Here is a 24,199-nt window from a genome sequence, read left to right on the forward strand (position 1 = left end):
CCGGCTCGATCGGCTATGACACTGACCGTCCTCAACGTCGCCTACCCCCTCGCGCCCGTCGGGCCGGATGCGGTCGGCGGCGCCGAGCAGGTGCTGTCGGCGCTGGACCGGGGGCTGGTTGAGAAAGGCCACCGGTCGGTTGTCGTCGCCTGCCATGGGTCAAAGACGGCTGGCGTCCTGGTGGAAACACCGGCCGAAGCAGGCGTGCTCGACAAGGCGGCGAAGGACCGGGCCCAGCAGGCGCATCGCGATGCGATCACGGCCGCCCGGGCGCGCTGGCACATCGACATCGTTCATCTCCACGGGATCGACTTCGATGCCTATTTGCCTTCCGAGGGCCCAACCCTGGTGACGTTGCACTTGCCGCTCGGCTGGTATTCGTCCGAGGTGCTTGCCCCGCCACGCGAGGACCTGTGGCTGCACGCGGTCTCGGGGGCGCAGCACAGGACGGCGCCGGCAGGGTCGAGACTTGCGAAGCCTATTCCAAACGGCGTTGATATCGAGGCGCTGAACCAGCCCCGATCGCGGCGCAATTTCGCGCTGGTGCTCAGCCGCATCTGTCCCGAAAAGGCCATCCATCTCGCGATAGAGGCAGCCAAGCGCGCCGGCATTCCCCTGGCGATCGCCGGCCAAGTCTATCCCTACGAGACCCATCTGCGCTATTTCGCCGACGAAGTGCACCCTCGGCTCGATCGGCAGCGGCGTTTCCTCGGGCCACTCGGCTTTTGTGCCAAGCGGCGCCTGCTCAACGCCGCCCGCTGCCTCGTCGTTCCCAGCCTTGCCGCCGAAACAAGCTCGCTTGTCGCGATGGAGGCGCTTGCCTGCGGCACGCCGGTCGTCGCTTTCCCGAACGGCGCCCTTCCCGATGTCATCGAGCATGGCAGGACCGGATTCCTGGTCAATGACGTCGAGGAAATGGCGAAGGCCATTGTCGCATCCGGAGCCTTGGACCACGAGGCATGCCGGGCCGAGGCGCGCCGCCGCTTCTCGCTTGAGCGCATGATCACATCCTACATGGATGCTTACGAAGCGCTGGCGAAGCTTGGCACCCGTCGCGCTTTGCTGGGAACCGGCTGATGGGCAGTCTGCGCACCGAGATCATTCGCGCACCCGGAACGTTCGAGGACCTGGAGCCGTGCTGGTGGCAGCTCTGGGGGCAAAGCATCTCGGCCACGCCGTTCCAATCTCCTGCCTGGCTCATCCCCTGGTGGCGTACATTCGCGCCGGGCGATCTCACGGCAATTGCCGTGTGGAGCGGAGACGATCTCGCCGGACTGGCGCCGCTCTATATCGAAAGGCATAATTGCGGTCAGCGCCTGCTCCCCATCGGGATTTCGCTGAGCGACTATCTCGACATTTTGTGCGCGCCGGAACTGCAGGCGGAGGCTGAGGCCGCCATAGCCGAGGCGGCGCTGTCGTTGGAATGGTCGCAGTGGATCCTGCCCGACCTCTCGGCCGATGCCATATCGCTGAGCTTTGAACTGCCGAATGCCGAAGAGCGCAGATCGATGGCCCACGCGGCCTGTCCTGTGCTGTCGCTCGATGGCAATCGGACTCTGGCCCGCTCGGTTCCGGCGAGACGAAGGCGTCAGTTGCGCCGTGCCGAGAGAGCTGCCCGGCGAAGAGGAGCCGTGATTATCAGCCGCGGCGAGTCCGATCCGCAGACATTTCTCGACAGGCTCATCCGACTGCATGGCGCGCGCTGGACTGGCCATGGCGGTGGCGTGTTATCCGACACGGCTGTGGAATTTCATCGCAGGGCCCTGCCGCGGCTTGCCGATAACGGCCTGGCGCGATGCTTGACGATCCAGATCGACGATGTCGTCGTCGGTGCCTATTACGGTTTTCATCACCGCGACCGGGCCTATGCGTACCTTGGCGGTTTCGATCCGGCCTATGCCGACGAAAGCCCCGGCGCGATTCTGATCGGGCATGCCATCACCGGAGCCGCCAGCGAGGGCGCGCTGGAGTTCGATTTCCTACGCGGCAGAGAAGGTTACAAATATGGCTGGGGCGCGAAGGACCGCTGGACGGCGCAGAAGGTGTGGACCAGGAGCGCGTCGCCGTGAACATCGCGAAGCAATCAGGCGCGATTGCCAGGCGCTGCTCGAGGATTGCATGACGGACAGCCTTTCCGTTGACAACGCGCTGGGCAGATTGGCTGTTTATATTGACAAGACGACCAGCGCGGCGCAACTGGCGGATATCGCGCTGGATATGCGTCCAAGCCATGCTCCCCGGCGATGCTGGCTGGAAGAGATCGCCACGATGCTTCGTGGCAAGGCGGATGCCTTCGACAAGGTCCGAAGAGCGGCTGCCTGCGTGTCGCATGACCGGCCGGATAGCGAACCGACCGCCATGACTGTCAAACGGCTGGCCGGCAGCTTCGATCGGGCGGCCGCCATATCTCCCGCGGCCAGCGTCCAATTGTCCTCGCTTGGCGACGAGCACAGGCTTTCGACTACGACCGCCGAGATTGTCTCATGGCTGGAACAGCAGGGTTTCCTTGGTGCCCATAAGCACATACTGGACATCGGCTGCGGCATCGGGCGTCTCGGACATGCGCTCGGCACCCAGGCAGGATATGTCGTCGGCATCGATATCTCGTCGCGGATGATCGAAATCGCGCGCCGGCGATGCGCCGGCCTTGTCAATGTGGAATTTCGCCTGACCTCGGGCCTTGATCTCGGTGATTTCGCCGATGCAAGCTTTGACGGCGTGCTGGCCCTGGACAGTTTTCCTTACCTGGTGCTCGCCGGGGTTGCCGAGCGGCATTTCAGCGAGATCGCGCGCGTCCTGCGACGGGGAGGAATGGCAGCGATCCTCAACTATTCCTATCGGACATCGCCGGGCATCGATTCCCGCGACATCAGCCGTCTTTCTCATGCATGCGGCATGGACGTTGCGGTCGACGGTGAAATGCCGTTCGGCAGTTGGGACGGCATGGTCTTCCTCGTCCGCCGTGCCGGCGGAACATAACGCACCGGCGGCAGTTCGGTCACCGAACAGTTCCACGCCTGCAGAACAGGGAGAAGGAAATGGCATCCGGCGGTAAGAAGCAGATGGGCCGCGGCAGCCAGGGCAAGGGTTCCGGAAGCGGAGCGAAGGCGACGCTTGCAAAGGACGTGGTCGGCGAGAACGACGTGCTGTCCAACCGGGACAAGAAGCAGCACACCGAGCAACGCGGTCTCGACGGCAACCGGATTAAGTCCGATCAGTATCAGGATCACGCGGCGAACCGCCTTCCCGAGGATTGAGCTGATGTTCCCAGATCACCTCTTGCCGCGAAATCCGGTGACAACGGACCGGAAATCCCACAGCCTGCGGCAAGCGCCTTGCAAAGGCTGGTCGGCTATGCCCCTGTGAGATTTGAAGGGGCCTCTATTTGTTAAGAGAATGCGATGTCTCACAGGAGTCAGCGCGATCTTTGCGCCCAGTTGATCCTGAGCTTGGACCAGGAGATCGCATCACTGTTGAATGCTATCGAGCGGGAAGAGGTCCCTGACCGGCTGACAAGGCTTGCGCTCGAACTGCAGAAGGCGCTGATCGAAAAGCGCAAAGGCGACATGACGGGTGAGCGCGGTTGAAGATGTCACCGGCAAGGATGCAGCATTACTCGGAGACGGGCAGGTATCAATATCGCCCGCTGTCGCGTGATCGGTGGAACCTTAACATAAGTGAATCGTTGTAGCCGTTTGGGGGGGTCATCCCGATGGCTGGCAGAACTCCGGAAGTGGACGAACTCGCTCGGCGGCTGGTCGCAAAGACGGGCATCACCGAAGCGCAAGCGCTCGAACTTGTTGCTCTGCTCGGCCTGAATTGGGCCTCGTTGATGAGAGAGGCGAAAGTCATGAGAGCAGCTCAGCGCCTGTAGGATTTGGCCGCGCTTAGCGCCTTGCGCCCTCAGTATCCCAATGGTTGTCCGAAAATTGACCTCGTGGCTCGATCAGCACTTGCGGCGAGGTTTCCCCAAGGAACTCCAGAACGCCGGCACGGGCGCGGTTGAGACGGCTTTTGACGGTGCCGACAGCGCAGCCGCATATTTGCGCGGTTTCTTCGTAGCTTACGCCCAGTACGCCGATCAGCATCAAAACCTCACGCTGATGGGAAGGCAGCTTCTGGATGGCTTGATGCACTTCCCTGCTTTGGACGGACCAGTCCTGGGACGGTTCCGAAGTCGGACGGCTGGAGGCGCAGTCGAGCAGCCCGGGCGCCTCCCTCGCCGCCGCTTTGATACGCGTGTAGTGCGTGTTGCGCATGATGGTGAAGAGCCAGGACTTCAGGCGCGTGCCGGGCTCGAATTTGTCCAGATTGCCAAGCCCCTTGGCCAACGTTTCCTGCACAAGATCGTCGGCATCGTCAGGCACGCGACAGAAGGTTCGGGCAAAAGCCCGTAAGGCAGGAATGAGATCGACGATGGAGATCTCCTCGGTGCTGGGGCTCGGCAGATTATGCTCTCTGGATGACAATGTTCCGGCCCCAGCAAGTAGGAATTACGAGGTGCAGACCAGGGAGAATGTTTGAAAAAAAGGAACGTTCCTGTTTTCCATCGCTCGGCCAGAAACTTTTGGCGACGTGGCGTGATCGAAGGGAGCGGCAACATTCAATGGGCCCCCTCGATCCTCGGTTCTTCGATATACCAGGGCATTGAAATGATCACGATGTCCGACCCGCCGAACTCGAGCAGTTTGGCGTGCAATCGGCGAGCGCGATGCGTATGCAGGATATATTGCCACCAATTGGGCGGCACGACCTCTGGGAGCAGCACTGCAATGGGACGGCCATCGAACTCTCCGCGCAACGTCCTGATCTCCTTCAGTAACGGCTCGTACATCAGCCGGTAGTCGGCATTGAGGAGAAGAAGACGCGGCGGGCGCAGGCCCGCCGCTCTCGCCGGCGCTTCCACATCCTGCGACCACCTTCCGCGAATTGCGCGCTCTTCATCGCTCTCTTCGCCCGACAGCCGCGCCACATGGACGGCGATGACATCTCCGGACAGGTGAAAGGCAAAGCTGAGCGCCTTGTCCGCCATCCTGTTCCATTGCTGGGTCACGACAAGAACGACAGCGGGCTCGGTGCTGCTCAAATCGACTTTGCCGGGCTCGCGCAGACTTGCCTCGAGCTGGTCGTAATAGCGCCGCACCAGCCGCAGGAGGAGGATCACCACCGGGATGACGATCACCGTGATCCAGGCCCCTTCCCTGAATTTGGCGACGACAATCACGATGAGCGCCAGCGCGGTGACTATGCCGCCGAACGCGTTGATCGCCAGATGCATGTGGTTGCCCGTCCGGTTCGTGTCCTTGGTCGTGCGAAGCGCCCTTACCCAGTGCATCACCATCCCGGTCTGCGACAGCGTGAAGGTCAGAAAGGCGCCGATGGCGAAGAGCGGGATCAGATGGTCGGTGATGCCGCCGAACACGATCAGCAGCAGTCCGGTCGACAAGGCGAGATAAAGGATGCCGATCGAGAAAACGAGCCGCCGGCCAACCATGGCGAAGGGTTTGGGAAGGTACCCGTCTTCCGCCACCATGCGGCAAAGGCGGGGGAAATCGACGAAGCTTGTATTGGCCGAAAGCGCCAGCACGCAAAGCAGGCTACCGATGGCGACGTAGTAGAAGACACCGTCGCCAACGACGGCATGCGCAAGCTGCGACAGCACGCTCTGATAGCCGTCCTTCTCCTGATCCATCGCGCCGATACGGTAGTGTGCCGACAGGAAACCGATGCCGCCGAGCAGCAGCCCAAGGATCAGACAGATCGCCGCCAGCGTGCGCCGGCCGTGCCTGACAGCCGGATCCTTGAAAGCGGTCATGCCGTTGCTGACCGCCTCCACGCCGGTCATCGCCGTGCAGCCGCTGGCAAAGGCGTGCATCAAGAGGAGCAGGCTTACGGTTTCGAACGGCTGCTGCAGGGGCGGCGGTGGAATTGCCGGCACCGGTTGACCGCCGGAGGCGACTGTCTTCGCGACGCCGATCGCCAGGATCGCCAGGAAGCTCGCGACGAACAGATAGGTCGGCAAGGCAAACAGCCGGCCGGCATCGAGCGTGCCGCGCAGATTGACGACGGTCACCAAAAGCAGGATCCCGAGGCAGATCCAAAGCGTGTAGGCATGCAGCGAAGGCAGCGCCGACACCAGTGCGCCGACGCCGGCAGAGATGCCTACGGCGACATTGAGCACGTAGTCGACCATCAGCGCGGCGGCGGCAAGCAGGCTGGCGTTGCGGCCAAGATTTTCGCGCGAGACGATATAAGCGCCCCCATTGCTGGGGTAAGCGGCGATAGTCTGGCGGTAAGAAAGATAAAGGACCGCGAGCAAACCGACTATGGCGCCCATGATGGGACCGATATAGCCCAGACCCGCCGCGCCGAGCGGGATCAGGATCGTGAGCGCCGCTTCCGGACCGTAGGCCGACGAACCCAGCCCATCGAGGCCCATGGCTGGCACGCCTTCGAAAACACCGATCTTGCGCTGCGACTGTTCCTGATTGGCCAGCCGGCGACCGAGAATCCAGCCCAGTATCGACATGTTGTGTGTCCCGGGAAACTCCTCCCGAATAGCGCGGAAAGAAGAATGTTCCTCGACTGCGACTTCCGACCCGGAGTGCAGGCGGGAATGCGCCGGTCGCTATAAATCACCAGTTCCCGTTGCTGGAGAGCGACCGAGCTCCCGATAGCGGCTCTTGTTGCCGCCCGTAACGGGACGTGACATTCGACCGTCCGTTGTATTTGCTGCAGATCGCGTCGCCTTGGACCGCAGCACGGCACGCGGTCACATACAGTGGCAAGTCCTTACGAGGAAAAACACGCCCACTCCATATGGGATAACGACGAGTGCGAGGGCAATCCAATAGCCCGGCTGCGCCATTGCCGCGAAATCTGAACGAAGCTGTTCCATTGCCATCGAACAACGCGCGCCTCATCGTTGTTCCAAGCGGGGCTCAAGACGGCAGTCCTGGGGCATGACGCCTTCTGAATTTGCCGGCAATAGAACATGTTCTTGAGCTTCCAGTTCGAGGCAGGACCAAAAGCAGTGGAGACGTTTGGTGGCTTCTATAACGCCAGAACAGGTAACGCGGCCCGTGTCCGGTTGACCTGTCCTCCGGTGCGGCTTGGAGCAAAATGTGATTTGAGCGAAGCGAGTGTTCGCGCGTTTGAGCGTGGTGGCCGTCCACCCGCCGGAAAGCTGCTTGCCATGCGCCAGGCATTCCAAGCCGCCGGCATCGTGTTTTTCGGACGGGATAGCTCCGGCAAGCCTGTCCTTCGATTGCAAAGCCCGGCTCGTGTTCCGGTCACCAATCTTACTGATGGCGAGGCTGGGATAATCGGCAACAGCGCAACGCAGCCACTCTCGCCATCTCGATCGGCGTGCCGAGCGGTTCGGGGAATTCGCGTGGCAGACAGAGTAAAGACAGTTTTGTAACCCTGCCGCGGTCGCAAAAACGGCCAAGCCCTGCCCCAATGCCGTGATCCGACCTGGCGCCGACACGTCTGATGCGGCCACTGATCCATACTGAATCGGTTGCTCGACGTCCTTCCACGCCAGCGGACTTGGTCGGCTACAAACGCCTTTCATGAAGGAGGAACAAAGCTGCCTGTTGCCAGTTTGAATAGCCTCAACAGAGTGCTTCGAGGCCATGGCTCATCGTCGGTTTTCGTCACTGGGTCTGGGTTTCCTGGTCTTGGCGTTTGGCTCGATGCCGCAAGGCACTGCTCAGGCCCAGGCGCCCTGCTCGGCCGATCACGATAAGCTGCTCTCGGCGTTGAAGGCTAATGTCAAGGCAAGTGGCGGCCCCGCGAATGGCGGCTTCGAGAACAATGAATGGGCAGCGATAGTCGCCCGCGACGGTACCGTCTGTGCCGTTGCCTTCAGTGGACCTACCGCCGATGCGCAGTGGCCGGGCAGCCGGCTGATCGCGGCCGAGAAAGCCAATACGGCCAACGGGCTCAGCCTGGCCAACATGGCGCTGTCGACAGCCAATCTCTATGCCGGGGTGCAGCCGGGCGGGCCGCTGTTCGGTCTCCTGGCCACCAGCCCCGTCAACCAGGCAGCAGCCTATGCCGGTGACCCCAAGACTTTCGGCAGCGCCAACGACCCGCTTATTGGCAAGTCGATCGGGGGCGTCGTCGTGTTTGGCGGGGGACTGGCTCTTTACGACGGCAAGACAATCGTCGGGGCGCTCGGCATCAGCGGCGATTCCTCCTGTGCCGACCACAATGTCGCCTGGCGCGTTCGCGCCGCTCTCGGCCTCGACAAGGTTCCGGCGGGCGTCAATCCCAATCGCAAGGACGCCATCATCTACGATCTTGATCCCGGGGGGAAAAGTGCCTCCGGCTGGGGTCATCCGCTTTGTGCCGGTCGCGAGGCCGATATTGCGGCGGAAATCGGTTCCGGCGTCGGAGGTTCGACGCCGAAATGAAGCAAGCAACCGAAACTGCAACATTCTGCGGTGATGCCGCGTATTCCGACCGCCCGGCCGTATCTCAAAAACGTTTTGGCGTTCTTACAGCCATGCTGCTGGTCTGCGCCCCCTTGCTGACAGCCGCTTCGGAAGCTCCCCCATCGCCGGCGATATCTCCGCCTCCCGCGGCCGCGCCGCCTGATGACGGGCAATGGACGATGCCCGCCAAGAACTACGCCTCGACCCGTTATAGCGAACTCGCGGAAATCAACGAGGGTAACGTCAAGAACCTGCAGGTCGCCTTCACCTTTTCGACCGGGGTGAACAAAGGCCAGGAAGCAGCGCCGCTGGTGGTCGGCAGCACCATGTATATCGTGAGCCCGTTTCCCAACATCGTCTACGCGCTCGACCTTTCCAAGCCCGGCGCGCCGATGAAATGGAAATACGAGCCCAATCCTGAGCCGGCCGCTCAAGGGGTTGCCTGCTGCGACGTCGTCAACCGCGGCGCGGCTTTCGCGGACGGGCGCCTCTTCTTCAACACGCTCGACGGCCACACCATCGCGCTCGATGCGGACAGCGGCCAGCCGCTCTGGAACGCCCATATCGGCAACATCAATATCGGCGAAACCATCACCATGGCGCCGCTTGTGGTGAAAGGCAAAGTGCTGGTCGGCAATTCCGGCGGCGAGATGGGCGTTCGCGGCTGGGTCAAGGCGTTGGACGCCGGCGACGGTCACGTCGTCTGGACGGCCTATGGCACCGGGCCGGACAAGGACGTGCTGATCGGACCGGACTTCAAGCCCCACTACGATATGGACAAGGGCAAGGACCTCGGCGTCACCTCATGGCCGCCCGAGGCCTGGAAGATCGGCGGCGGCAATATGTGGGGCTGGATTTCCTACGATCCGGACCTCAACCTGATCTTCCACGGCACTGGCAATCCCGGCCCCTGGAATCCGGATCTGCGGCCCGGCGACAACAAGTGGACATCGGGAATTTTCGCCCGCGATCCCGATACCGGAGCGGCGAAATGGTTCTATCAATGGAGTCCACACGACCTCCATGACTATGACGGCATCAACGAGCAGGTCCTGCTCAACATGAACTGGCAGGGCAAGCCGCGCAAGGTGCTGGTCCGTCCGGAACGCAACGGCTACCTTTATGTCCTTGATCGCACCACCGGCGAGGTCCTGTCTGCAAAACCTTATGGTCCCGTCAATTCCAGCAAGGGCGTCGACCTTAAGACCGGCCGGCTGATCGAAAACCCTGACAAGCAGACCGGCACCGGCAAAGTCGTCCGCGACATCTGCCCGACCGCGTCGGGCCTCAAGGATTGGCAACCTTCCGCCTTCTCGCCGAAAACCGGCCTGCTCTATATCCCGCACAACAATCTGTGCATGGACGAAGAAGGCGTCGAGGTGAACTACATCGCCGGCACGCCTTATGTGGGGATGAACGTGCGCATGATCCCCGGGCCGGGCGGCAATCGCGGCGCTTTCACCGCCTGGGATATCGCGGCTGAGAAACCCGCCTGGAGCCTCAAGGAGAACTTCCCGGTATGGAGCGGCGCGGTCGTGACCGCCGGCGACGTGGTCTTCTATGGAACGATGGAAGGCTGGTTCAAGGCAGTGAGCGCAAAGACCGGCGACCTGCTTTGGCAATTCAAGACTTCGTCCGGCATCATAGGCCAACCCATCACCTATCGCGGCCCAGACGGCCACCAATATGTCGCCGTCTTATCCGGCGTCGGCGGCTGGGCGGGCGCCATCGTGTCGGGCGACCTCGACCCGCGCGATGCCAGCGCCGCGCTCGGTTTCGTCAATGCAATGAAGGACCTGAAGAACGCGACCACGGCGGGAGGCACGCTCTATGTGTTCCGGCTGCCCTGATGCGTTCGGCTTGATCCACGGCGTGGCACGGAAGGCGTTCCCACGAATGGCGCTCGGCACCGTCGCACTCGCCTTGCTGCTCTTGCCGGCGACGGCCGGCGTTCGTGAGTTCAGGGTCTGCGCCGACCCGAACAACCTGCCCTTTTCCAATGCGGCCGGACAAGGATTCGAGAACAGGATCGCCGAAATCATCGCCGCCGATCTCGGCGCGAAGCTGACCTACACCTGGTGGGCGCAGCGCCGCGGCTTCGTGCGCAACACGCTGAAGGCGGGTCTCTGCGATCTCGTGCCCGGCACGCCGGCCAATCTCGAAATGCTGCGCACCACGAGGCCCTACTACCGCTCCTCCTATGTCTTCGTGACTCGCCAGGACGACCCCGACGTCGCCTCCTTCAACGACCCGCGGCTGCGCGACTTGCGCATCGGCGTTCAGCTCATCGGCGACGACGGCGCCAACTCGCCTCCTGTCCAGGCGCTTGGCCGCCGCGGCATCATTGGGCATCTAATCGGCTACCCCGTCTATGGCGACTACTCCGCTCCCAATCCTCCGGCGCGTATCGTCGAAGCAGTGGCGAGCGGCGATATCGACCTCGCGGTGGTCTGGGGTCCGCTCGCCGGCTATTTCGCCCAGAAGCAGAAGGTGCCGCTCCGGATCACGCCGGTTACGCCTCGCATCGACGGGCCGCAATTGCCGCTGATGTATGACATCTCGATGGGCGTTCGGCGCGAGGACGATGCGCTGCGCAGCGATGTGAACAGCGCGCTTGCCAGACACAAAGCCGAGATCGACGCGGTTCTGACGCAATATGGAGTGCCTCGTCTCGACGTGGCCGGGAGCCCGGTGCGATGAGATCGACCGCCGCCATGCTTCTCTTGGCGATTTTAGCGCTGGCGGCCTGCCAGCGCGAGGAGCGGGACACACGGCCGCAGTCGGCGCTCGGCTCCGGCGAGCAGCCGACACCGGTGACGACTCTGGAACCCGGCGGGCAGCGGCCCTCTCCCACAGACAACAAGGCGGCGAGCTTCGAGGCCAATGCCTTCCATCTGAGCGAAGGCAAGCGCCTGTTCGGCTGGTTCAACTGCTCAGGATGCCATGCCAATGGCGGCGGCGGCATGGGCCCTGCGCTGATGGACGAAAAGTGGATCTATGGCAGCTCGATGGAAAGCATTCACGCCACGATCCGCGACGGTCGTCCGAACGGCATGCCGAGCTTTCGCGAGAAGATCCCTGACGACCAGATCTGGGAGCTCGCAGCTTTTGTTCGCTCGCTGAGCGGCAACGCGCCCTCCTCCGCCGCGCCTTCCCGAAATGACGATATGATGGTGCATCCGTCGGAAAACCGCATGCCGGACGCCGCCACGCTGGGGAAGTCGCCGTGAAACGCTTCGCCTCGATTGCGTTCGCCACGGCAATCGCCCTGCTTCTTCAGGGATGCGCAGGCTGGCAATCGGCGCTCGACCCGAAGGGCCCGGCGGCGAGCGAACTGGCATGGCTGATCTGGTTCTTCACCGGGCTTTGCGCGGTGGTGTGGGTGCTGGTGATGATCGCTCTTGCCGCGCCGCTGATGATGCGGCCGCGGGAACGGTTGGAGCCGCTTGTGCTTGACGCCGGCGCGGACAATCGGAAGCTGCGCGTGGTGACGGCCGCCGTCGGGCTGACCGCCGTCATCCTGATCGGGCTCACTCTGCTGAGCTTCTTCGCCAACAGGACGCTCGCCGCGATCGGCTCGGACGCCGCGCTGACCATTCGCGTCACCGGCCATCAATGGTGGTGGGAGGTGCGCTATGAGGACGCCACGCCGAGCCGCATCCTGACGACGGCGAACGAGATCCACATTCCCGCCGGCGAACCGGTTCGGCTTCTCCTCACCTCGACCGATGTTATCCATTCCTTCTGGGTCCCGAGTCTTTCCGGCAAGCTCGACCTCATTCCCGGTCACATGAACGTGCTCGACATCAAGGCGGATAAGCCCGGCGTCTATCGCGGCCAATGCGCCGAGTTCTGCGGCGCGCAGCACGCCAATATGGGTACCTTCATTATCGCCGAGCCGCGGGCAAAGTTCGACGCCTGGTGGAACGACCAGTTGCAGCCGGCCGCTGGCCCGGCGAGCGACGAGGCAAAGACCGGCGAAGACCTCTTTCTCAAGCGGCCCTGCGTGATGTGCCATAGGATCGGGGGCACCCCCGCCGGAGGAACGGTCGCTCCCGACCTGACGCATATAGGCAGCCGGCAAACGCTTGCGGCCGGAACATTGACGATGAGCCGCGGCAATCTCGCCGCCTGGATAGCCGATCCGCAAGGCATCAAGCCGGGTTCTCACATGCCGGTTGTCGATCTGAGCGGCGACGAGCTCAACGCCATCGTCGCTTATCTCGAGGGGCTGAAATGAGCAGCGCGGATCTCACCAGCGAACGCGATCTGCCGCCCGAGCGCGAGGTGTCCGCCAAAGGCGATCTTGCACCCGAGCGTGATGGGCCGCGCGACACCGGCTTGGATGATGCCAGCCTGCATCGCTGGCTGGCGCGGACGTGGCGCACGCCCCCCGGCATCATCGGTGCGCTCTCGAGCGTCGATCACAAGGTGATCGCACGGCGCTACCTCATCACCGCCTTCCTGTTTCTGTGCTTGGGTGGGCTCAACGCCGTCGTCATGCGCATCCAGCTCTCGGGCCCGCAGCGCGGGCTCATCGGCCCGGATCTCTACAACCAGCTTTTCACGATGCATGGCGTCACCATGATGTTCCTGTTCGCCGTGCCCATCGTGCAGGCGACCGGTATTTATCTGGTGCCGTTGATGGTCGGCACCCGCAACATTGCCTTTCCGCGCCTCAACGCGTTCAGCTACTGGGTCTATGTCTCGGGGGGTATCTTCGCCTGGGTATCCTTCGCCCTCTCGATGGCGCCCGATGTCGGCTGGTTCGCCTATGTGCCGCTGTCCGGGCCGGAATACAGTCCCGGCAAGCGCGCCGATGTATGGGCGCAGATGATCACCTATACCGAAGTGTCCTCGCTGTCGGTCGCCGTCGCCACCATCGTGACGGTGCTGAAGCAGCGCGCGCCCGGCATGTCGCTGGACAAGATACCGCTTTACGTCTGGGCGTTGCTGGTCACTTCCTTCGTCATCGTCTTCGCCATGCCGGCGGTGATGATCACGTCGACCTTCCTCATTCTCGACCGGCTCGTCGGCACGCACATCTTCAACCCGGCGGAGGGCGGCGATGCGCTGCTGTTCCAGCATCTGTTTTGGTTCTTTGGGCATCCGGAGGTCTACATCATCTTCCTGCCGGCGACCGGCATGGTCTCCTCCATCATTCCAGCCTTCGCGCGGCGCCCGGCGTTCGGTCATTTGGGGCTGGTGCTGTCGCTCATCGCTGTCGGTTTCCTGTCGTTCGGCCTTTGGGTCCACCACATGTTCGCGACGGGACTGCCGAAGCTCGGCGCCAGCTTCTTCACCGCATCCAGCATGATGATCGCCATCCCCAACGGCGTGCAGATCTTCTGCTGGCTGGCGACATTGTGGGACGGCAGACCGGTTGTCCGCACGCCGCTGCTGTTCGTCTTCGGCTTCTTCTTCATCTTCGTCATTGGTGGCCTCACCGGCGTCATGCTCGCCTCGGTGCCGCTCGACCTGCAGGTGCACGACACCTATTTCGTCGTCGCCCACTTCCACTACGTGCTGATCGGCGGCTCGGTCTTCCCGCTGCTGGCCGCAGCCTATTTCTGGTTCCCCAAGATCACCGGCCGCATGATAAGCGAGCGCCTTGGGCGCTGGCACTTCTGGCTGGCCCTGATCGGCTTCAACGCTGCTTTCTTCCCGATGCATATCGTAGGCCTGTGGGGCATGCCACGCAGGGTCTACACTTATCCAGCCGAGCTTGGCTGGGGCAACATCAATCTTTTCATCACCGCCGGCGCGGTGCTGTTCTTCCTGAGCTTCGTGCTGTTCACCTTCAATCTCGTGCATGGCGCATTGCGCGGCGCGCCCGCCGGCGACAATCCATGGGACGCCGGCACGCTCGAATGGGCAACCTCCTCTCCGCCACCCAGCTACAATTTCGCGCGCATTCCGGTCGTGACAAATGTCGAGCCGCTGTGGGCCGAACGCGAGGCGCTCCCGGTCGCGACCGGGCTTCGCGTCGACGTGCGCGAGTTGGTGATCTCGACGGTGGCGGAAGCCCATCCAGACATCCGCGAGAAATCGGCGACGCCGTCGATCTGGCCGCTGCTGGCTGCGATCGCGGTCGGCGGCACCTTCCTTTATTCGATCTTCACGCCCTGGGCCATCGTCTGGGGCGTGGGCCCGATCGCCATCACCCTGATCGGCTGGTTCTGGCCCAAGGACGATCCGGAGGACGAGGAATGAACCAGCGTCCCGCCGCAGATCTTTCCGGCCTCCCGACCTTTGGACATGGTCCGGGCAGTCCCACCTGGTGGGGCACGCTTGGCTTCATGGCGCTGGAAGGGACGGGCTTTGCACTGGCGGCCGGCGCTTACCTCTATCTGGCGACCTTGTGGCCCAACTGGCGTCTGAGCGCTCCGGAACCCAACCACTGGCCGGGAACGATCGTGACGCTGCTTCTCATCGTCAGCCTGGTGCCGAACCACATGCTCAACCGCTACGCCAAGGAATGCACGATCGGGCCGGTGCGGATCGGCATGGTGGTGATGTCGTTGCTCGGCATTGCGCCACTCATTGTGCGCTGGTTCGAGTTTCCGGCACTGAATATTTATTGGGACACGAACGCCTATGGCTCGATGCTGTGGGTGCTGCTTGGTCTCCACACCACGCATCTCATCACCGACGTCGGCGACACGATCGTTCTGACGGTGCTGATGTTCACGCACCATGGCTATAACGGCCGGCGCTTCGGCGATGTCGGCGACAATGTTTTCTACTGGGACTTCGTGGTCCTCACCTGGATCCCGATCTACCTGCTCATCTACTGGCTGCCGAGGTGGGGCTGACATGCGTGCGCTGCGGCTAGGCACGTCCTGGGGTGGTTTGTTGTCGGGGCCTTTGGCCTGGGCAATCTCGACGCAGCTGAACTACGCGCTTGTGCACTGGCAGTGCAATCGTCAGGTGCAGGTCGTGCTCCCGGCGGCGCTGTTGCTCGCCGTGTTTTCGCTGCTCGGCGGCGCGCTGTCATGGCGGGCGAAGCGGCAGGGCGGCGCCGCGTTCAAGCCGGAGCGCACGCGCAGCACCGAACGTTTCGTCGCCGATCTCGGCATGCTCGCGGCTCTGTTGTTTGCCCTCGTCATCGTCATGCAGGGCAGCGCGGCGCTTATCCTCGACGAGTGCCTGCGATGAGCTTCGATGCGTTCTTCTCGACCTCGATATGCTACGGCGCCGGCGCGCCCGAGGCCGGATGGACGTTGGCGTTTCCTATTACGCTTCCCTTGGCTGCAATCGCGCTCATCTATGGGATCGGCGCAGGCCGGCTGTGGCGCCGCAGCGGCCGAGGCCGACCCGAGCGGCTTCGCCAGGCTCTTTTGTTCGCCGCCGGCTGGGGCGTGTTGACGGGAGCGCTGGTGAGCCCGATCCATGCGCTCGGCGAGCGGGTGTTTTCAGCCCACATGATCGAGCATGAATTGCTGATGGCCGTGGCGGCGCCGCTTCTTGTCGCCGCCTGCCCGAGCGCGGCCTTGATGTGGGCGTTGCCGGCCACACTTCGGCGGGGGACAGGAAAACTCACCCATGGCAAGATGCTCCAGGCGGTCTGGGCGTTCGCCGCTCGCCCGCTCTACGCGACGATCCTTCACGGGATAGCGATCTGGATCTGGCATATTCCAGCGCTGTTCGAGGCAGCGCTACAGCAGGGCGTGCTGCATTATGCGCAACATGCGAGCTTCCTCGGCACTGCCTTGCTGTTCTGGTCGGTGCTTCTGCCGCGCTCTGGCCGACAGCAAACCTATGGTAGCTCCATCATGCATCTTTTCTTCACGTCGCTGCATACCGGCCTGCTCGGCGTCCTGCTGCTGGTATCGCCCAAACTCTGGTATCCGGAGAATGCCTCCGGCGCCGCGCTCTGGGGTCTGAGTCCCATCGAGGACCAGCAGCTCGCCGGGCTGGTGATGTGGGTTCCGGCCGGGCTCATCTATGGCGGAGCGGCCTTGCTGATCGCCGGCCTTTGGATAAGCAACAGCGGAACCAGGGAGGCAACGCATGCGCTCCGACCTGGCTAGGCTTATCGGCGGCGCCCTGGCCATGAGCCTGCTGCTCGCCGCGGTCGGCCTGGCGGCCTTATGGACCGACCGGCGCGATCGCGTCCGGCACGAGTCGGATGTCGCGACTGGCGGCGTGGGCGCACGCGCCATTCCGATCATGACCGCGAATGGCTGTTCCGGCTGCCATACGATTCCCGGCGTGCCGGGAGCGCAAGGCCAGGTCGGGCCGCGCCTCGACGGCAGCCTCGCCGGCCGCGTCTATATCGGCGGGGTGCTGGCGAACAATCCGGAGAATCTGATCCGCTGGATCCGCTCGGCAAGGGAAATCAACCCGCACACCGCCATGCCATCGATGAGGATTACCGACCAGCAGGCGCGCGATATCGCGGCCTATCTATACGGGCTGAGATGATCAGCAAGGGAACCGAGATCGCAAGCCGCGTGCAAGATCACCGCGGTTCCAGGATGAGAATGACGAATAGGCAGACAGGCAGGCCGCTCGTCCGCGGTTCCGCCCGGAATTGGGTCAAAACAAGAAGATGAGGCGGTTCGCCGTTTCCGTGAAACAGTGAAATGCTCCACCTCCTTGTTTTGACGCAATTCCGGGCGGAAAACCGCTCAGACTTTTCCTGGAATTGATCTAACCGCCGTCTCAGCGCTTGGCGCTGTCGCTATCTGCGTCCGCACGCGTCAGGAACGTCTGGGTGACCTGCGGAAGGTGGTCCTTCAGCCACTCGGCCATGGCTTCCTCTTCGCGCAGGTTCTATTTGCACACGCGGGCAATCTCGGCTTCGCCCACGGCATTGGCCGCGGCGATGAGGATCGTATAGGACGCGATTTCCATATGCTCGAATGTGTAACTCGCCAGAGAGCCTTTCATCACTTCGTCACCGGCGAAGACGCCGCTGATCGACTGCGCGGTGGCGGTCAGCTTGCCGCCTGCGTCCTTCAGCATGGACGATCCTTCGTCGAGGCCATCCAGGCAGGTCTTCAGCCGTCTGGCCTGCTCTTTCGTTTCTTCCAGATGGCTACGGATTCGCTCGTTGAGTTCGGGGTAATTGTCTATCCGACTCAATTGGCCCGACAGCATCGTCTCGGCCTGTTCCTCCATTGCGTGAGCGTCCCTCAACCATTGAACAAGCCATTCGCGCGATTCAGCCATTGCGGTGTCTCCATCAATTTGACGCCGCCCGAACCGAGGGTGGCCCGCATTGTTCCTTGAACGTGATGAAAAGCGTCTACGATTTCCGGGACGAGGACGGGTCGGAACCGGAGAGTTTCTCCCGCATCGATTTGTCGGTCTTGTCGGCCGCGGCTTTGACAACGCCGCCGGCCTTGTCGGCCAGCGTGCCCTCGCTCGAGGCCTGACGTCCGGCTTCGTCGCTCGCCGTCTGGTAGGCTTCGGCCGCGACTTGCTTTGCAGTGTCGAGGCCTTCTTTCAAAGTGTCTTCGGCACTGTCCCGAAGCCTCTCGCGATAGGCACCCAATCGCTCATCCTCGACCTCGGTGTGGGGCAGCATGGCGCCGATCGCAGCTCCGACGGCGAGGCCGATGGCGGCTGCTGCGAGAGGCTGGTCCTGAAGCAGACCATGCGCCGATCGGCTGGCGCTCGTCGCCATATCGGCCGCAGCCGCCGCCGAGCTCGCCAGTGTGTCGGCTGCGCTGCTTGCCAGGTTCGACACCGTGCCGGCTGCTTCGCTTGCCATTCCCGAAACAGTTTCGGCCGCTCCGCTGGCGGCTTCGGCAACAGAGCCTGCCGCATCCGACGCGCTCGAAGCCATTCCAGCGCCGAATGCGCCATGATCGAGGCCAGGACCGCGCCGCGTCACACCATTGGTACCAGCCGGGGTGGCGGAGGCGCCGCTGCCCAACATCAGCCAGGCCAGGCCCGCGCCGATCACGGTCAGCGGCAACGGATTGTCCCGTACCTGGGCCTTCAGGTTGTGAAGCATGTCGGAGCCCGCGCCGCCTCTGAAAAGCCCGGTGAACTCGTCGAAGAGCTGCCCGGGGGTCATCTTGTCGCGAATGGAGTCGGCGGTCGCCACCACCCTTGCGCGTGTGGCTTCCGCCTCGCGTTCGAGCTCGGCTGCGGATCTCTCGGTCATCTCGCTTGTTCCTTGATCACGTTCACGTCACGCTTGAGCTGTTCCTGTGTGCGGTCCGGCGCGAGCTCGGAAGGCGCCATGCTCGCCATGCCGGTCCGCAACAGGATGACGCCGAGCACGGCAACGACCACGCCGACGAGCAAAGCGGACCACCCGGCGCCCAGACCAAGGCGAGCCAGGGCGATGACGAGTGCCTGCAACAAAACCAGCAGCGCGGCGAGCAGACATATCGCGCCGCCCAGCACCTCCACGGCGCCTGCGCCGGCCTTGGTCGCGTTCTCCGATATCTCCGCTCTTAGGAGCCTCGCCTCCGTTTGCACGAGCGTGCTCACCTGCTGCGCCAGATCGGCGACCAATGTGCCGAGACTTGGATTGTCCTCAGTGCTCATTTCTTCAGCTCCGCTGCCTTCCCGGGTATGCCGCCATCGGAACCCCAATTTGCTGGAGCGTTATGCCGGCGCGCGCTCGTTCCCATGCCGGTTTGTCGGGGGTGATCGGGCGTTGCCGCGCCCTGCGTCGGGCGGCGCGTGCCGGGCGGCGAAGCCTTCATGAAGCGGCCAAGTGCCAATCCCGCCAGAACCGAACCGGCAAGAAGCGCCCCAGGATTCTGGCGGCCAAAAGACTGGACGTCTTCCAGCACCTGTCCGAACGGCTTCTCTTTCAACGAGGAGGACAGCCGCTCGAGCCCGCTTGCGGCCTCCTGCATGAACTTCGAGGCCGCAGTCTGGTCGCTGTTAGCCAAGTGATTGCTCGCGGCGCGCAGGGCGCCGCCGAAAGCCGAAAGGCTCGATCCGATATCGCGCTGCGTCTGCTCGGCCTTTTCGGAGACGGCCTGCTGGGCTTCGGCGGCATACGCTCCAGCCCTGCGGGCAACCTCGTCGCGGGCATCGTGGAGAGCTTCGCCGGCGCTCTGCGCTTCTTGCCGGATCCGGTCGGAAATGTCGTCCTTCGCTTTGGCAAAGTCGGCGGACTGGGGGTCCCGATCATCCTCGCGCTGCATGGTGCCTCCTAGTGAAAGCCGAGGAAGGAAAGCACTGCGAGCACAACGACGATCAGACCAATGAGATAGATGACACTGTTCATGATGCAGCCTCCTCGATGCAGTCCGAACTTCCCGCCGGCTGCGATGTTCCCCTGGACGAGCGGCTTTTTAGCAAATTCTCATTTGCTCTCGGGCTTTGCCCTCAAAGCGGCAAGCTCCTGGTCCGGGCAAAGCAGCCGGGGGCGTGTCGGATCGGAAATATCGATCTTGTCCCAGGGAATGCGATAAAGGCCCTCATGGCGCCTCAGCGCGAAGAAGTCGAGCAATGCAGCGCCGATAGTCGAAGCGGACAAGCGCTCGAACGCGGCGAAGATGCCGACATGAAATTCGGTGGCGACGAGGTCGTCGCCATCCCGCTCGGCGACGATCTCTTCGATATAGCCGATGCTCTTGCCGCGCTCGGAGAATACGGGCCTGCCGGCAAGATGCTCGAGATTTACAGTCGCCATCCTCAGGCTCCCGGGATTCGGCCGACGACATGTTCGCGCAGCCAGTCCTGCCAGGCGAAGATCTTGGTGCGTCGCACGTCGATGTCGAATTCGATGTCGACACCGATGTCGCGCACCTTGTGCCACGCGATCCGGTGCGGCCGTGCCTGGCGCTTGCCGCCAAGCTTTGCCGCGAGCCGCGCGGTCCATCGGCCGGGCCGCGCGCCAAGCCGACGTGCCAGCGCGATCGAGCCAAGCTCGATCGCAATGAGCCTGGGCGGCTTACCCGGCCTCAGCTCGGCGACCAGGCCATCAACCTTGCCGATCTTGACCTGCTCGCGATCGACGACCTGTTTGTCCAGGATATCGCGCAGCAGCTGCATCACGTGCCTCCGAATATCTGCAGCGGAATCGTCACGAGCGCCAGCACGAAGCCGAGCGCGATGACGAAAATCACGGCCGCGTTCGAGATGACGCCGTTGCGATGCTTGCCTACATAGCGGTCGTCGTTCAGCAGGAAGAGGAACGGCACAACCGTCAGCGGGAGGCTGGCCGCTGTCAGCGCCATCGAGAAGATAGTGAGCTTCAACGGGTCTAGACCGAGCGCTATCGGGACCGCGGCGAGGAAGAGCGTCAATGTGTAGATGAGGCTGAATCCGGGATCGTCGCGCGGCTTCAGATCCTCGCCCCAGGTCCAGCCGAATCCCTGCGCGACGAGATAGGCCTGCTGCAAGGCCACTTCGAGCGCAGCGCCGAAGCAGGCGATGGCCAGCGACGCGACGAAAAGGACGAAGCCCCAGAAGCCGAACATCGGAATCAACATCAACGGAAGCTGGTTGTAGTCTTCCACTTCGGTAACGCCATGAGCACCAAGAACCAGCGCCGCCACGATCAGAACGCCCACCGAGATCGTGCCGCCGAAACTCATACCGAGCCCGGCTATCGCCCGATTGGCGCCGAGATAGCTCTTGTCCCACTGATCTTCGATCGCGCCAGAGGAATAGAACATGAAAAGGTAAGGCGATATCGAGGCGCCGAGAATGCTGACGGCCATGAACCAGTATTTTGCCGTGTCGTGCTGCGGCAGGCTGGGCACGGCCCCCACCGCCACCTCTTTCCATTCGGGGCGGAGCATCACGGCTGCGACGACGAAGCAGAGCGTTACCAGACCAAGCATCGACACCCCCTTCTCGATGAGCCCGAATGTGCCTTTCCACAACAGCAGCCAAGCCACGAAAGCGACCGGCAAGGCCCACCATTGAAAGCTGATCCCCGTGGCAAGCTCGGCGGCGATAGCCACCCCGCCGATCTCGGCGGAAAGCACCAGGAAGTTGACCAGCAGGGTGGCAAGGAGCGGCCAGATGAACGCATTGAAGCCGAACCGTTCGCGGATGCCGTCGGCAATGGTGTGATGGCTGACCGCGGCGAAGCGACCGGCCATCTCGACCAGGAAGATGATGCAGATGGTACCGAGCACCACCGCCCAGATGAGCCGGAAACCGAACAGTGCGCCGGCCTGCGCCGCCGTCGCCATCGATCCGACCTCCAGGAAGCCGCCGACGCTGGTGACGACACCAAGCGAAATCTCCAGCAGCTTCTTCATCGTTTCGGCGAGAAATAGTTTCGATAGGCTGTTGCGAGATCGCCTTGCGCGGCCCGAAGCTCCTGTTGCGCCTGACCGACCTGCGCATCCTGTCCGGCCTCGACCGCGTCCTTGGCCCGCCTTGCCGCATTCGACAGCCGGCTAACAGCGGCCGCCAACGCATCTCGCTTTCCCCGGTCGGACGGAGACGCCGATTCCACTTGCCGGCCAGCGTCGGCGAGTGTCTCGGCAAAGGACTGCAATGCTGAGGACGCATAATGGGACGGCGCTGCGCCGGAGAGCCAGGCGTCGCTCACCAGCACTGCCGCCTGTGCCGTCGAGGCCGCAAGCTTCGATTGCTGGTCAACGGTTTCAGACGAGGAACAAGAGGCAAGCGCCAGCGCCAGCAGGGGCAGGAAGGCCCGGCTCGGCCGGGCAACGGTGCGCAACATCTTCCCCTCGCTGCAATCGCTTCAAATCCCGAAGATAAAGCCGCAGCCACGCGAAAGTTCCTCCGTGTTCGGGATTTGCGGCATCGAGGCTGGCCGGTTCCATGTCCGACTGAGCTCGCAATGTTTCAGCTTTATCGGGACGATCGTGAACGCGACATAGCCAAGACATGGCTTGAGCGCGCCAGAGCCCGCGCAATCTCGCTCACTTAACAGAAAAGCGTCACCGGCAGGCAGGGCGGTGCTGCGTTCGGTCGATGGCCGGCAGCGTAGTTGCGGGAGGATCCAGCCTTCCGTCATGTGGAATATCTGGCGAACGAGTCCGGCCTGGAGAGGCCGGCATTGCGTGACGATACTGCTTCGTGGGACCAGCAGCTCGACCGTGCTCGCGACCGCTCATTGCGACACGATGGCGATGCGCGACTATGGCGAGCTGGAAAATCTCGCCACCGTCCTGACGCTTTGACAGGGGCGTTGCGCGGCTCCCTGGCCGAAGCCGACCTGATCCCGCTGGCGCTAACTGTCGGACTTCGCTTTGTCAGCCCTGGCCGATGGCTTTTGCCGGCCGAGTTCGCGATCCACAGCCTTGCGTGAACCTTCCGCGGGATCTTCTTGCGGCAAGCGCCCGTGCGTCTCGGGCTCAACGGCTTCCAGCGCATCGGCGCCAGCGAACTCTCCTCATCGGGATTCGCTCGGCGGCTCTGTCGAGCACGCGTTGGAGCATTCATGGAGCACCTCCTCGCATCGACTTAACCGGGCCGTGACGCCGATGTTCCCACAAACTCGAAGCACGAGGAACGAACGGACGGATGGAAGGTTGCAGCTCCAAGACCCGGCGAGGCATTCCATGACTTCCGACACGACAGCGCTTCACGGCAGCAGGACGGCCCGAATCAGGCAACACTCCTTTTCCAGCCGCCCACCATCTCCATCAACGGCGTGATTGATAGCGAGACGGTCAGCTTGTTCGGTTGTCTGGAACGCGATGTTTCAACACGACGGTCTTGTCGGAACTTCAGGTCCCCGGGCGGATTAGGAAAGAGCGCTGCAGGCGCACGATCGCAACCGCAAAGGAGCGTAAAAATGCCGAAGAAAGCTTCGTCCGCGACCTCGAAGGGCTTGGAAAGCCTCTTCCTGGACGGACTCAAAGACATCTACTATGCGGAAAAGAAAATCTTGAAGGTATTGCCAAAGCTGGCGAAAGCAGCACAGTCCGAAAAGATAAGCGCTGCCTTCGAAAAGCACCTCAAGGAAACTGAAGCCCAGGTCGATCGCCTGGAGCAAGTCTTCGACATACTCGGCAAGCCGGCCCGGGGCAAGACCTGCCCGGCCATTGATGGAATCATCGAGGAGGGCTCGGAAATCCTCGAGGAGTACAAGGACGAACCGGCGCTCGACGCGGGTCTGGTGGGCGCCGCACAAGCGGTCGAGCATTACGAAATCGCGCGCTACGGTACGCTGATTGCATGGGCCGAGGAGCTCAGACTCAAGGATGCTCTCCCGCTGCTCCGTCAGACCTTAAAAGAAGAGTCCGACACCGACGAGGCGCTCAACGCTCTCGGCGAGAACGATGCCAATCGACGTGCTCTGCAGGCGGCCTAGCGCCACGACGGAGTTGCAGCGGTCCTGCCGGCCACAGGACCGCTCACGCGAAAGACTGACTGGCTGCCCTCCCGCCCGCGGATGGTCACGAAACGCTTGCCCGTAGCTTGTGTCAAAGCAAGAGTCGTTGTCAGCTAAGGCTGGTTCGTCGAACATTGGGAACTGCGGTCGCTTTGAAGTGAGCCGCTGTTCGCGAGGAACGGGGTCGAGATCGGCGAGGCCGAGTCGCTGGTCGACCTACGTGATCGCCGAGGAACACGATGAAGAAGACCTGAAAGAAACCGACCATGCTTCAGGTCGCCGCGGGTTTCGAGATCTCGCGATAACTGCCCGCAGAAATCCGCCCAAGAAGTAGTCTGCAAGTCTGCATGTCCCTTTCAACGGAGGCATGCAATTCCTGCCATAAAACGGCGCTGTCGAGGGCGCGCTCGCGAACGGCTGCGCCATCGCCGAGCTACACCACCTGCGGGGGACACGACCCGCGTTTTTGTGGGCCAAAATCACGAAGCTTCGCGTGTCGTTCCCTATGCTTCCG

At 62.8% G+C, this 24,199-nt stretch carries 25 protein-coding genes and 1 pseudogene; 16 read left to right on the plus strand and 10 right to left on the minus strand.

Translation table 11 applies throughout. The annotated features are described in order from the left end of the window. Positions 1 to 15: 15 nt before the first annotated feature. The 5 genes from FJ414_RS21745 (at position 16) to FJ414_RS21765 (ending at position 3,587) form a co-directional block, all read left to right on the plus strand. Complete coding sequence (locus FJ414_RS21745; RefSeq protein ID WP_140646391.1) at positions 16 to 1,077, plus strand: glycosyltransferase family 4 protein; 1,062 nt, start codon at positions 16 to 18, stop codon at positions 1,075 to 1,077. After that, positions 1,077 to 2,069, plus strand: a complete 993-nt coding sequence (locus FJ414_RS21750; protein WP_140646393.1) for a GNAT family N-acetyltransferase — start codon at positions 1,077 to 1,079, stop codon at positions 2,067 to 2,069. Before FJ414_RS21745 ends, FJ414_RS21750 begins: the two co-directional genes overlap by 1 nt. 49 nt (positions 2,070 to 2,118) lie before the next feature. Beyond that, entirely contained in the window at positions 2,119 to 2,979 is an 861-nt protein-coding gene (locus tag FJ414_RS21755) for a class I SAM-dependent methyltransferase (protein WP_246672466.1), read from the plus strand. Positions 2,980 to 3,038: 59 nt separating this feature from the next. Then, complete coding sequence (locus FJ414_RS21760; RefSeq protein WP_140646397.1) at positions 3,039 to 3,257, plus strand: hypothetical protein; 219 nt, start codon at positions 3,039 to 3,041, stop codon at positions 3,255 to 3,257. 192 nt (positions 3,258 to 3,449) lie between these two features. Beyond that, positions 3,450 to 3,587, plus strand: coding sequence for a hypothetical protein (locus FJ414_RS21765; protein ID WP_319023005.1), 138 nt, complete (start codon positions 3,450 to 3,452; stop codon positions 3,585 to 3,587). A gap of 300 nt (positions 3,588 to 3,887) precedes the next feature. On the opposite strand, the gene FJ414_RS21770 is transcribed toward FJ414_RS21765, so the two are convergent. Further along, on the minus strand, positions 3,888 to 4,469 hold the full coding sequence (locus FJ414_RS21770) for a sigma-70 family RNA polymerase sigma factor (protein WP_246672467.1): 582 nt from the start codon (positions 4,467 to 4,469) through the stop codon (positions 3,888 to 3,890). A 134-nt stretch (positions 4,470 to 4,603) separates the two neighbouring features. Further along, positions 4,604 to 6,529, minus strand: coding sequence for an APC family permease (locus FJ414_RS21775; protein ID WP_140646401.1), 1,926 nt, complete (start codon positions 6,527 to 6,529; stop codon positions 4,604 to 4,606). Between the two features lie 1,168 nt (positions 6,530 to 7,697). Between FJ414_RS21775 and FJ414_RS21785 the strand changes: the two genes are divergently transcribed. From FJ414_RS21785 to FJ414_RS21830, 10 genes are all read left to right on the plus strand, one after another. Continuing rightward, positions 7,698 to 8,420 carry a heme-binding protein gene (locus FJ414_RS21785; RefSeq protein WP_140646403.1) on the plus strand — a complete coding sequence of 241 codons (723 nt, stop codon included), beginning with the start codon at positions 7,698 to 7,700 and terminating at the stop codon, positions 8,418 to 8,420. A gap of 92 nt (positions 8,421 to 8,512) precedes the next feature. Further along, on the plus strand, positions 8,513 to 10,291 hold the full coding sequence (locus FJ414_RS21790; RefSeq protein ID WP_181175578.1) for a methanol/ethanol family PQQ-dependent dehydrogenase: 1,779 nt from the start codon (positions 8,513 to 8,515) through the stop codon (positions 10,289 to 10,291). Between the two features lie 46 nt (positions 10,292 to 10,337). Next, positions 10,338 to 11,141 (plus strand): substrate-binding domain-containing protein, encoded by an 804-nt coding sequence (locus FJ414_RS21795; protein WP_246672469.1) that lies wholly within the window; start codon positions 10,338 to 10,340, stop codon positions 11,139 to 11,141. Then, complete coding sequence (locus FJ414_RS21800) at positions 11,138 to 11,671, plus strand: c-type cytochrome (RefSeq protein WP_140646410.1); 534 nt, start codon at positions 11,138 to 11,140, stop codon at positions 11,669 to 11,671. The genes FJ414_RS21795 and FJ414_RS21800 overlap by 4 nt, the downstream gene beginning before the upstream one ends. After that, entirely contained in the window at positions 11,668 to 12,681 is a 1,014-nt protein-coding gene (coxB, locus tag FJ414_RS21805) for a cytochrome c oxidase subunit II (protein WP_181181673.1), read from the plus strand. The genes FJ414_RS21800 and coxB overlap by 4 nt, the downstream gene beginning before the upstream one ends. After that, complete coding sequence (ctaD, locus tag FJ414_RS21810; RefSeq protein ID WP_140646412.1) at positions 12,678 to 14,654, plus strand: cytochrome c oxidase subunit I; 1,977 nt, start codon at positions 12,678 to 12,680, stop codon at positions 14,652 to 14,654. Before coxB ends, ctaD begins: the two co-directional genes overlap by 4 nt. Then, positions 14,651 to 15,256, plus strand: coding sequence for a cytochrome c oxidase subunit 3 (locus tag FJ414_RS21815; RefSeq protein WP_140646414.1), 606 nt, complete (start codon positions 14,651 to 14,653; stop codon positions 15,254 to 15,256). Before ctaD ends, FJ414_RS21815 begins: the two co-directional genes overlap by 4 nt. A gap of 1 nt (position 15,257) precedes the next feature. Continuing rightward, positions 15,258 to 15,599, plus strand: a complete 342-nt coding sequence (locus FJ414_RS21820; RefSeq protein ID WP_140646416.1) for a hypothetical protein — start codon at positions 15,258 to 15,260, stop codon at positions 15,597 to 15,599. Then, positions 15,596 to 16,474, plus strand: coding sequence for a cytochrome c oxidase assembly protein (locus tag FJ414_RS21825; RefSeq protein ID WP_140646418.1), 879 nt, complete (start codon positions 15,596 to 15,598; stop codon positions 16,472 to 16,474). Before FJ414_RS21820 ends, FJ414_RS21825 begins: the two co-directional genes overlap by 4 nt. After that, positions 16,455 to 16,868 carry a c-type cytochrome gene (locus FJ414_RS21830; RefSeq protein WP_140646420.1) on the plus strand — a complete coding sequence of 138 codons (414 nt, stop codon included), beginning with the start codon at positions 16,455 to 16,457 and terminating at the stop codon, positions 16,866 to 16,868. Before FJ414_RS21825 ends, FJ414_RS21830 begins: the two co-directional genes overlap by 20 nt. A gap of 240 nt (positions 16,869 to 17,108) precedes the next feature. Here FJ414_RS21830 and FJ414_RS21835 read toward each other — a convergent pair. From FJ414_RS21835 to FJ414_RS21870, 8 genes and pseudogenes are all read right to left on the minus strand, one after another. Beyond that, positions 17,109 to 17,618: pseudogene (locus FJ414_RS21835) on the minus strand (DUF892 family protein). A 76-nt stretch (positions 17,619 to 17,694) separates the two neighbouring features. Beyond that, positions 17,695 to 18,501: a hypothetical protein gene (locus FJ414_RS21840; RefSeq protein WP_246672470.1), complete on the minus strand. Its 807-nt coding sequence runs from the start codon at positions 18,499 to 18,501 to the stop codon at positions 17,695 to 17,697. Positions 18,502 to 18,557: 56 nt separating this feature from the next. Continuing rightward, complete coding sequence (locus tag FJ414_RS21845; RefSeq protein ID WP_140646422.1) at positions 18,558 to 18,950, minus strand: phage holin family protein; 393 nt, start codon at positions 18,948 to 18,950, stop codon at positions 18,558 to 18,560. After that, positions 18,947 to 19,561: a hypothetical protein gene (locus FJ414_RS21850; RefSeq protein ID WP_140646423.1), complete on the minus strand. Its 615-nt coding sequence runs from the start codon at positions 19,559 to 19,561 to the stop codon at positions 18,947 to 18,949. The genes FJ414_RS21845 and FJ414_RS21850 overlap by 4 nt, the downstream gene beginning before the upstream one ends. Positions 19,562 to 19,722: 161 nt before the next feature. Next, positions 19,723 to 20,052 carry a PRC-barrel domain-containing protein gene (locus tag FJ414_RS21855; protein ID WP_140646425.1) on the minus strand — a complete coding sequence of 110 codons (330 nt, stop codon included), beginning with the start codon at positions 20,050 to 20,052 and terminating at the stop codon, positions 19,723 to 19,725. Positions 20,053 to 20,054: 2 nt separating this feature from the next. Next, positions 20,055 to 20,414, minus strand: coding sequence for a hypothetical protein (locus FJ414_RS21860; protein ID WP_140646427.1), 360 nt, complete (start codon positions 20,412 to 20,414; stop codon positions 20,055 to 20,057). After that, positions 20,414 to 21,634, minus strand: a complete 1,221-nt coding sequence (locus tag FJ414_RS21865) for a divalent metal cation transporter (protein WP_140646429.1) — start codon at positions 21,632 to 21,634, stop codon at positions 20,414 to 20,416. The genes FJ414_RS21860 and FJ414_RS21865 overlap by 1 nt, the downstream gene beginning before the upstream one ends. Beyond that, positions 21,631 to 22,062: a hypothetical protein gene (locus FJ414_RS21870; RefSeq protein ID WP_140646430.1), complete on the minus strand. Its 432-nt coding sequence runs from the start codon at positions 22,060 to 22,062 to the stop codon at positions 21,631 to 21,633. The genes FJ414_RS21865 and FJ414_RS21870 overlap by 4 nt, the downstream gene beginning before the upstream one ends. A gap of 1,083 nt (positions 22,063 to 23,145) precedes the next feature. Here FJ414_RS21870 and FJ414_RS21875 point away from each other — a divergent pair. Continuing rightward, positions 23,146 to 23,664: a ferritin-like domain-containing protein gene (locus FJ414_RS21875; RefSeq protein WP_140646431.1), complete on the plus strand. Its 519-nt coding sequence runs from the start codon at positions 23,146 to 23,148 to the stop codon at positions 23,662 to 23,664. Positions 23,665 to 24,199 lie beyond the last annotated feature (535 nt).

It is taken from the genome of Mesorhizobium sp. B3-1-6, assembly GCF_006439555.1.
In the GTDB taxonomy this organism is placed as follows: domain Bacteria; phylum Pseudomonadota; class Alphaproteobacteria; order Rhizobiales; family Rhizobiaceae; genus Mesorhizobium.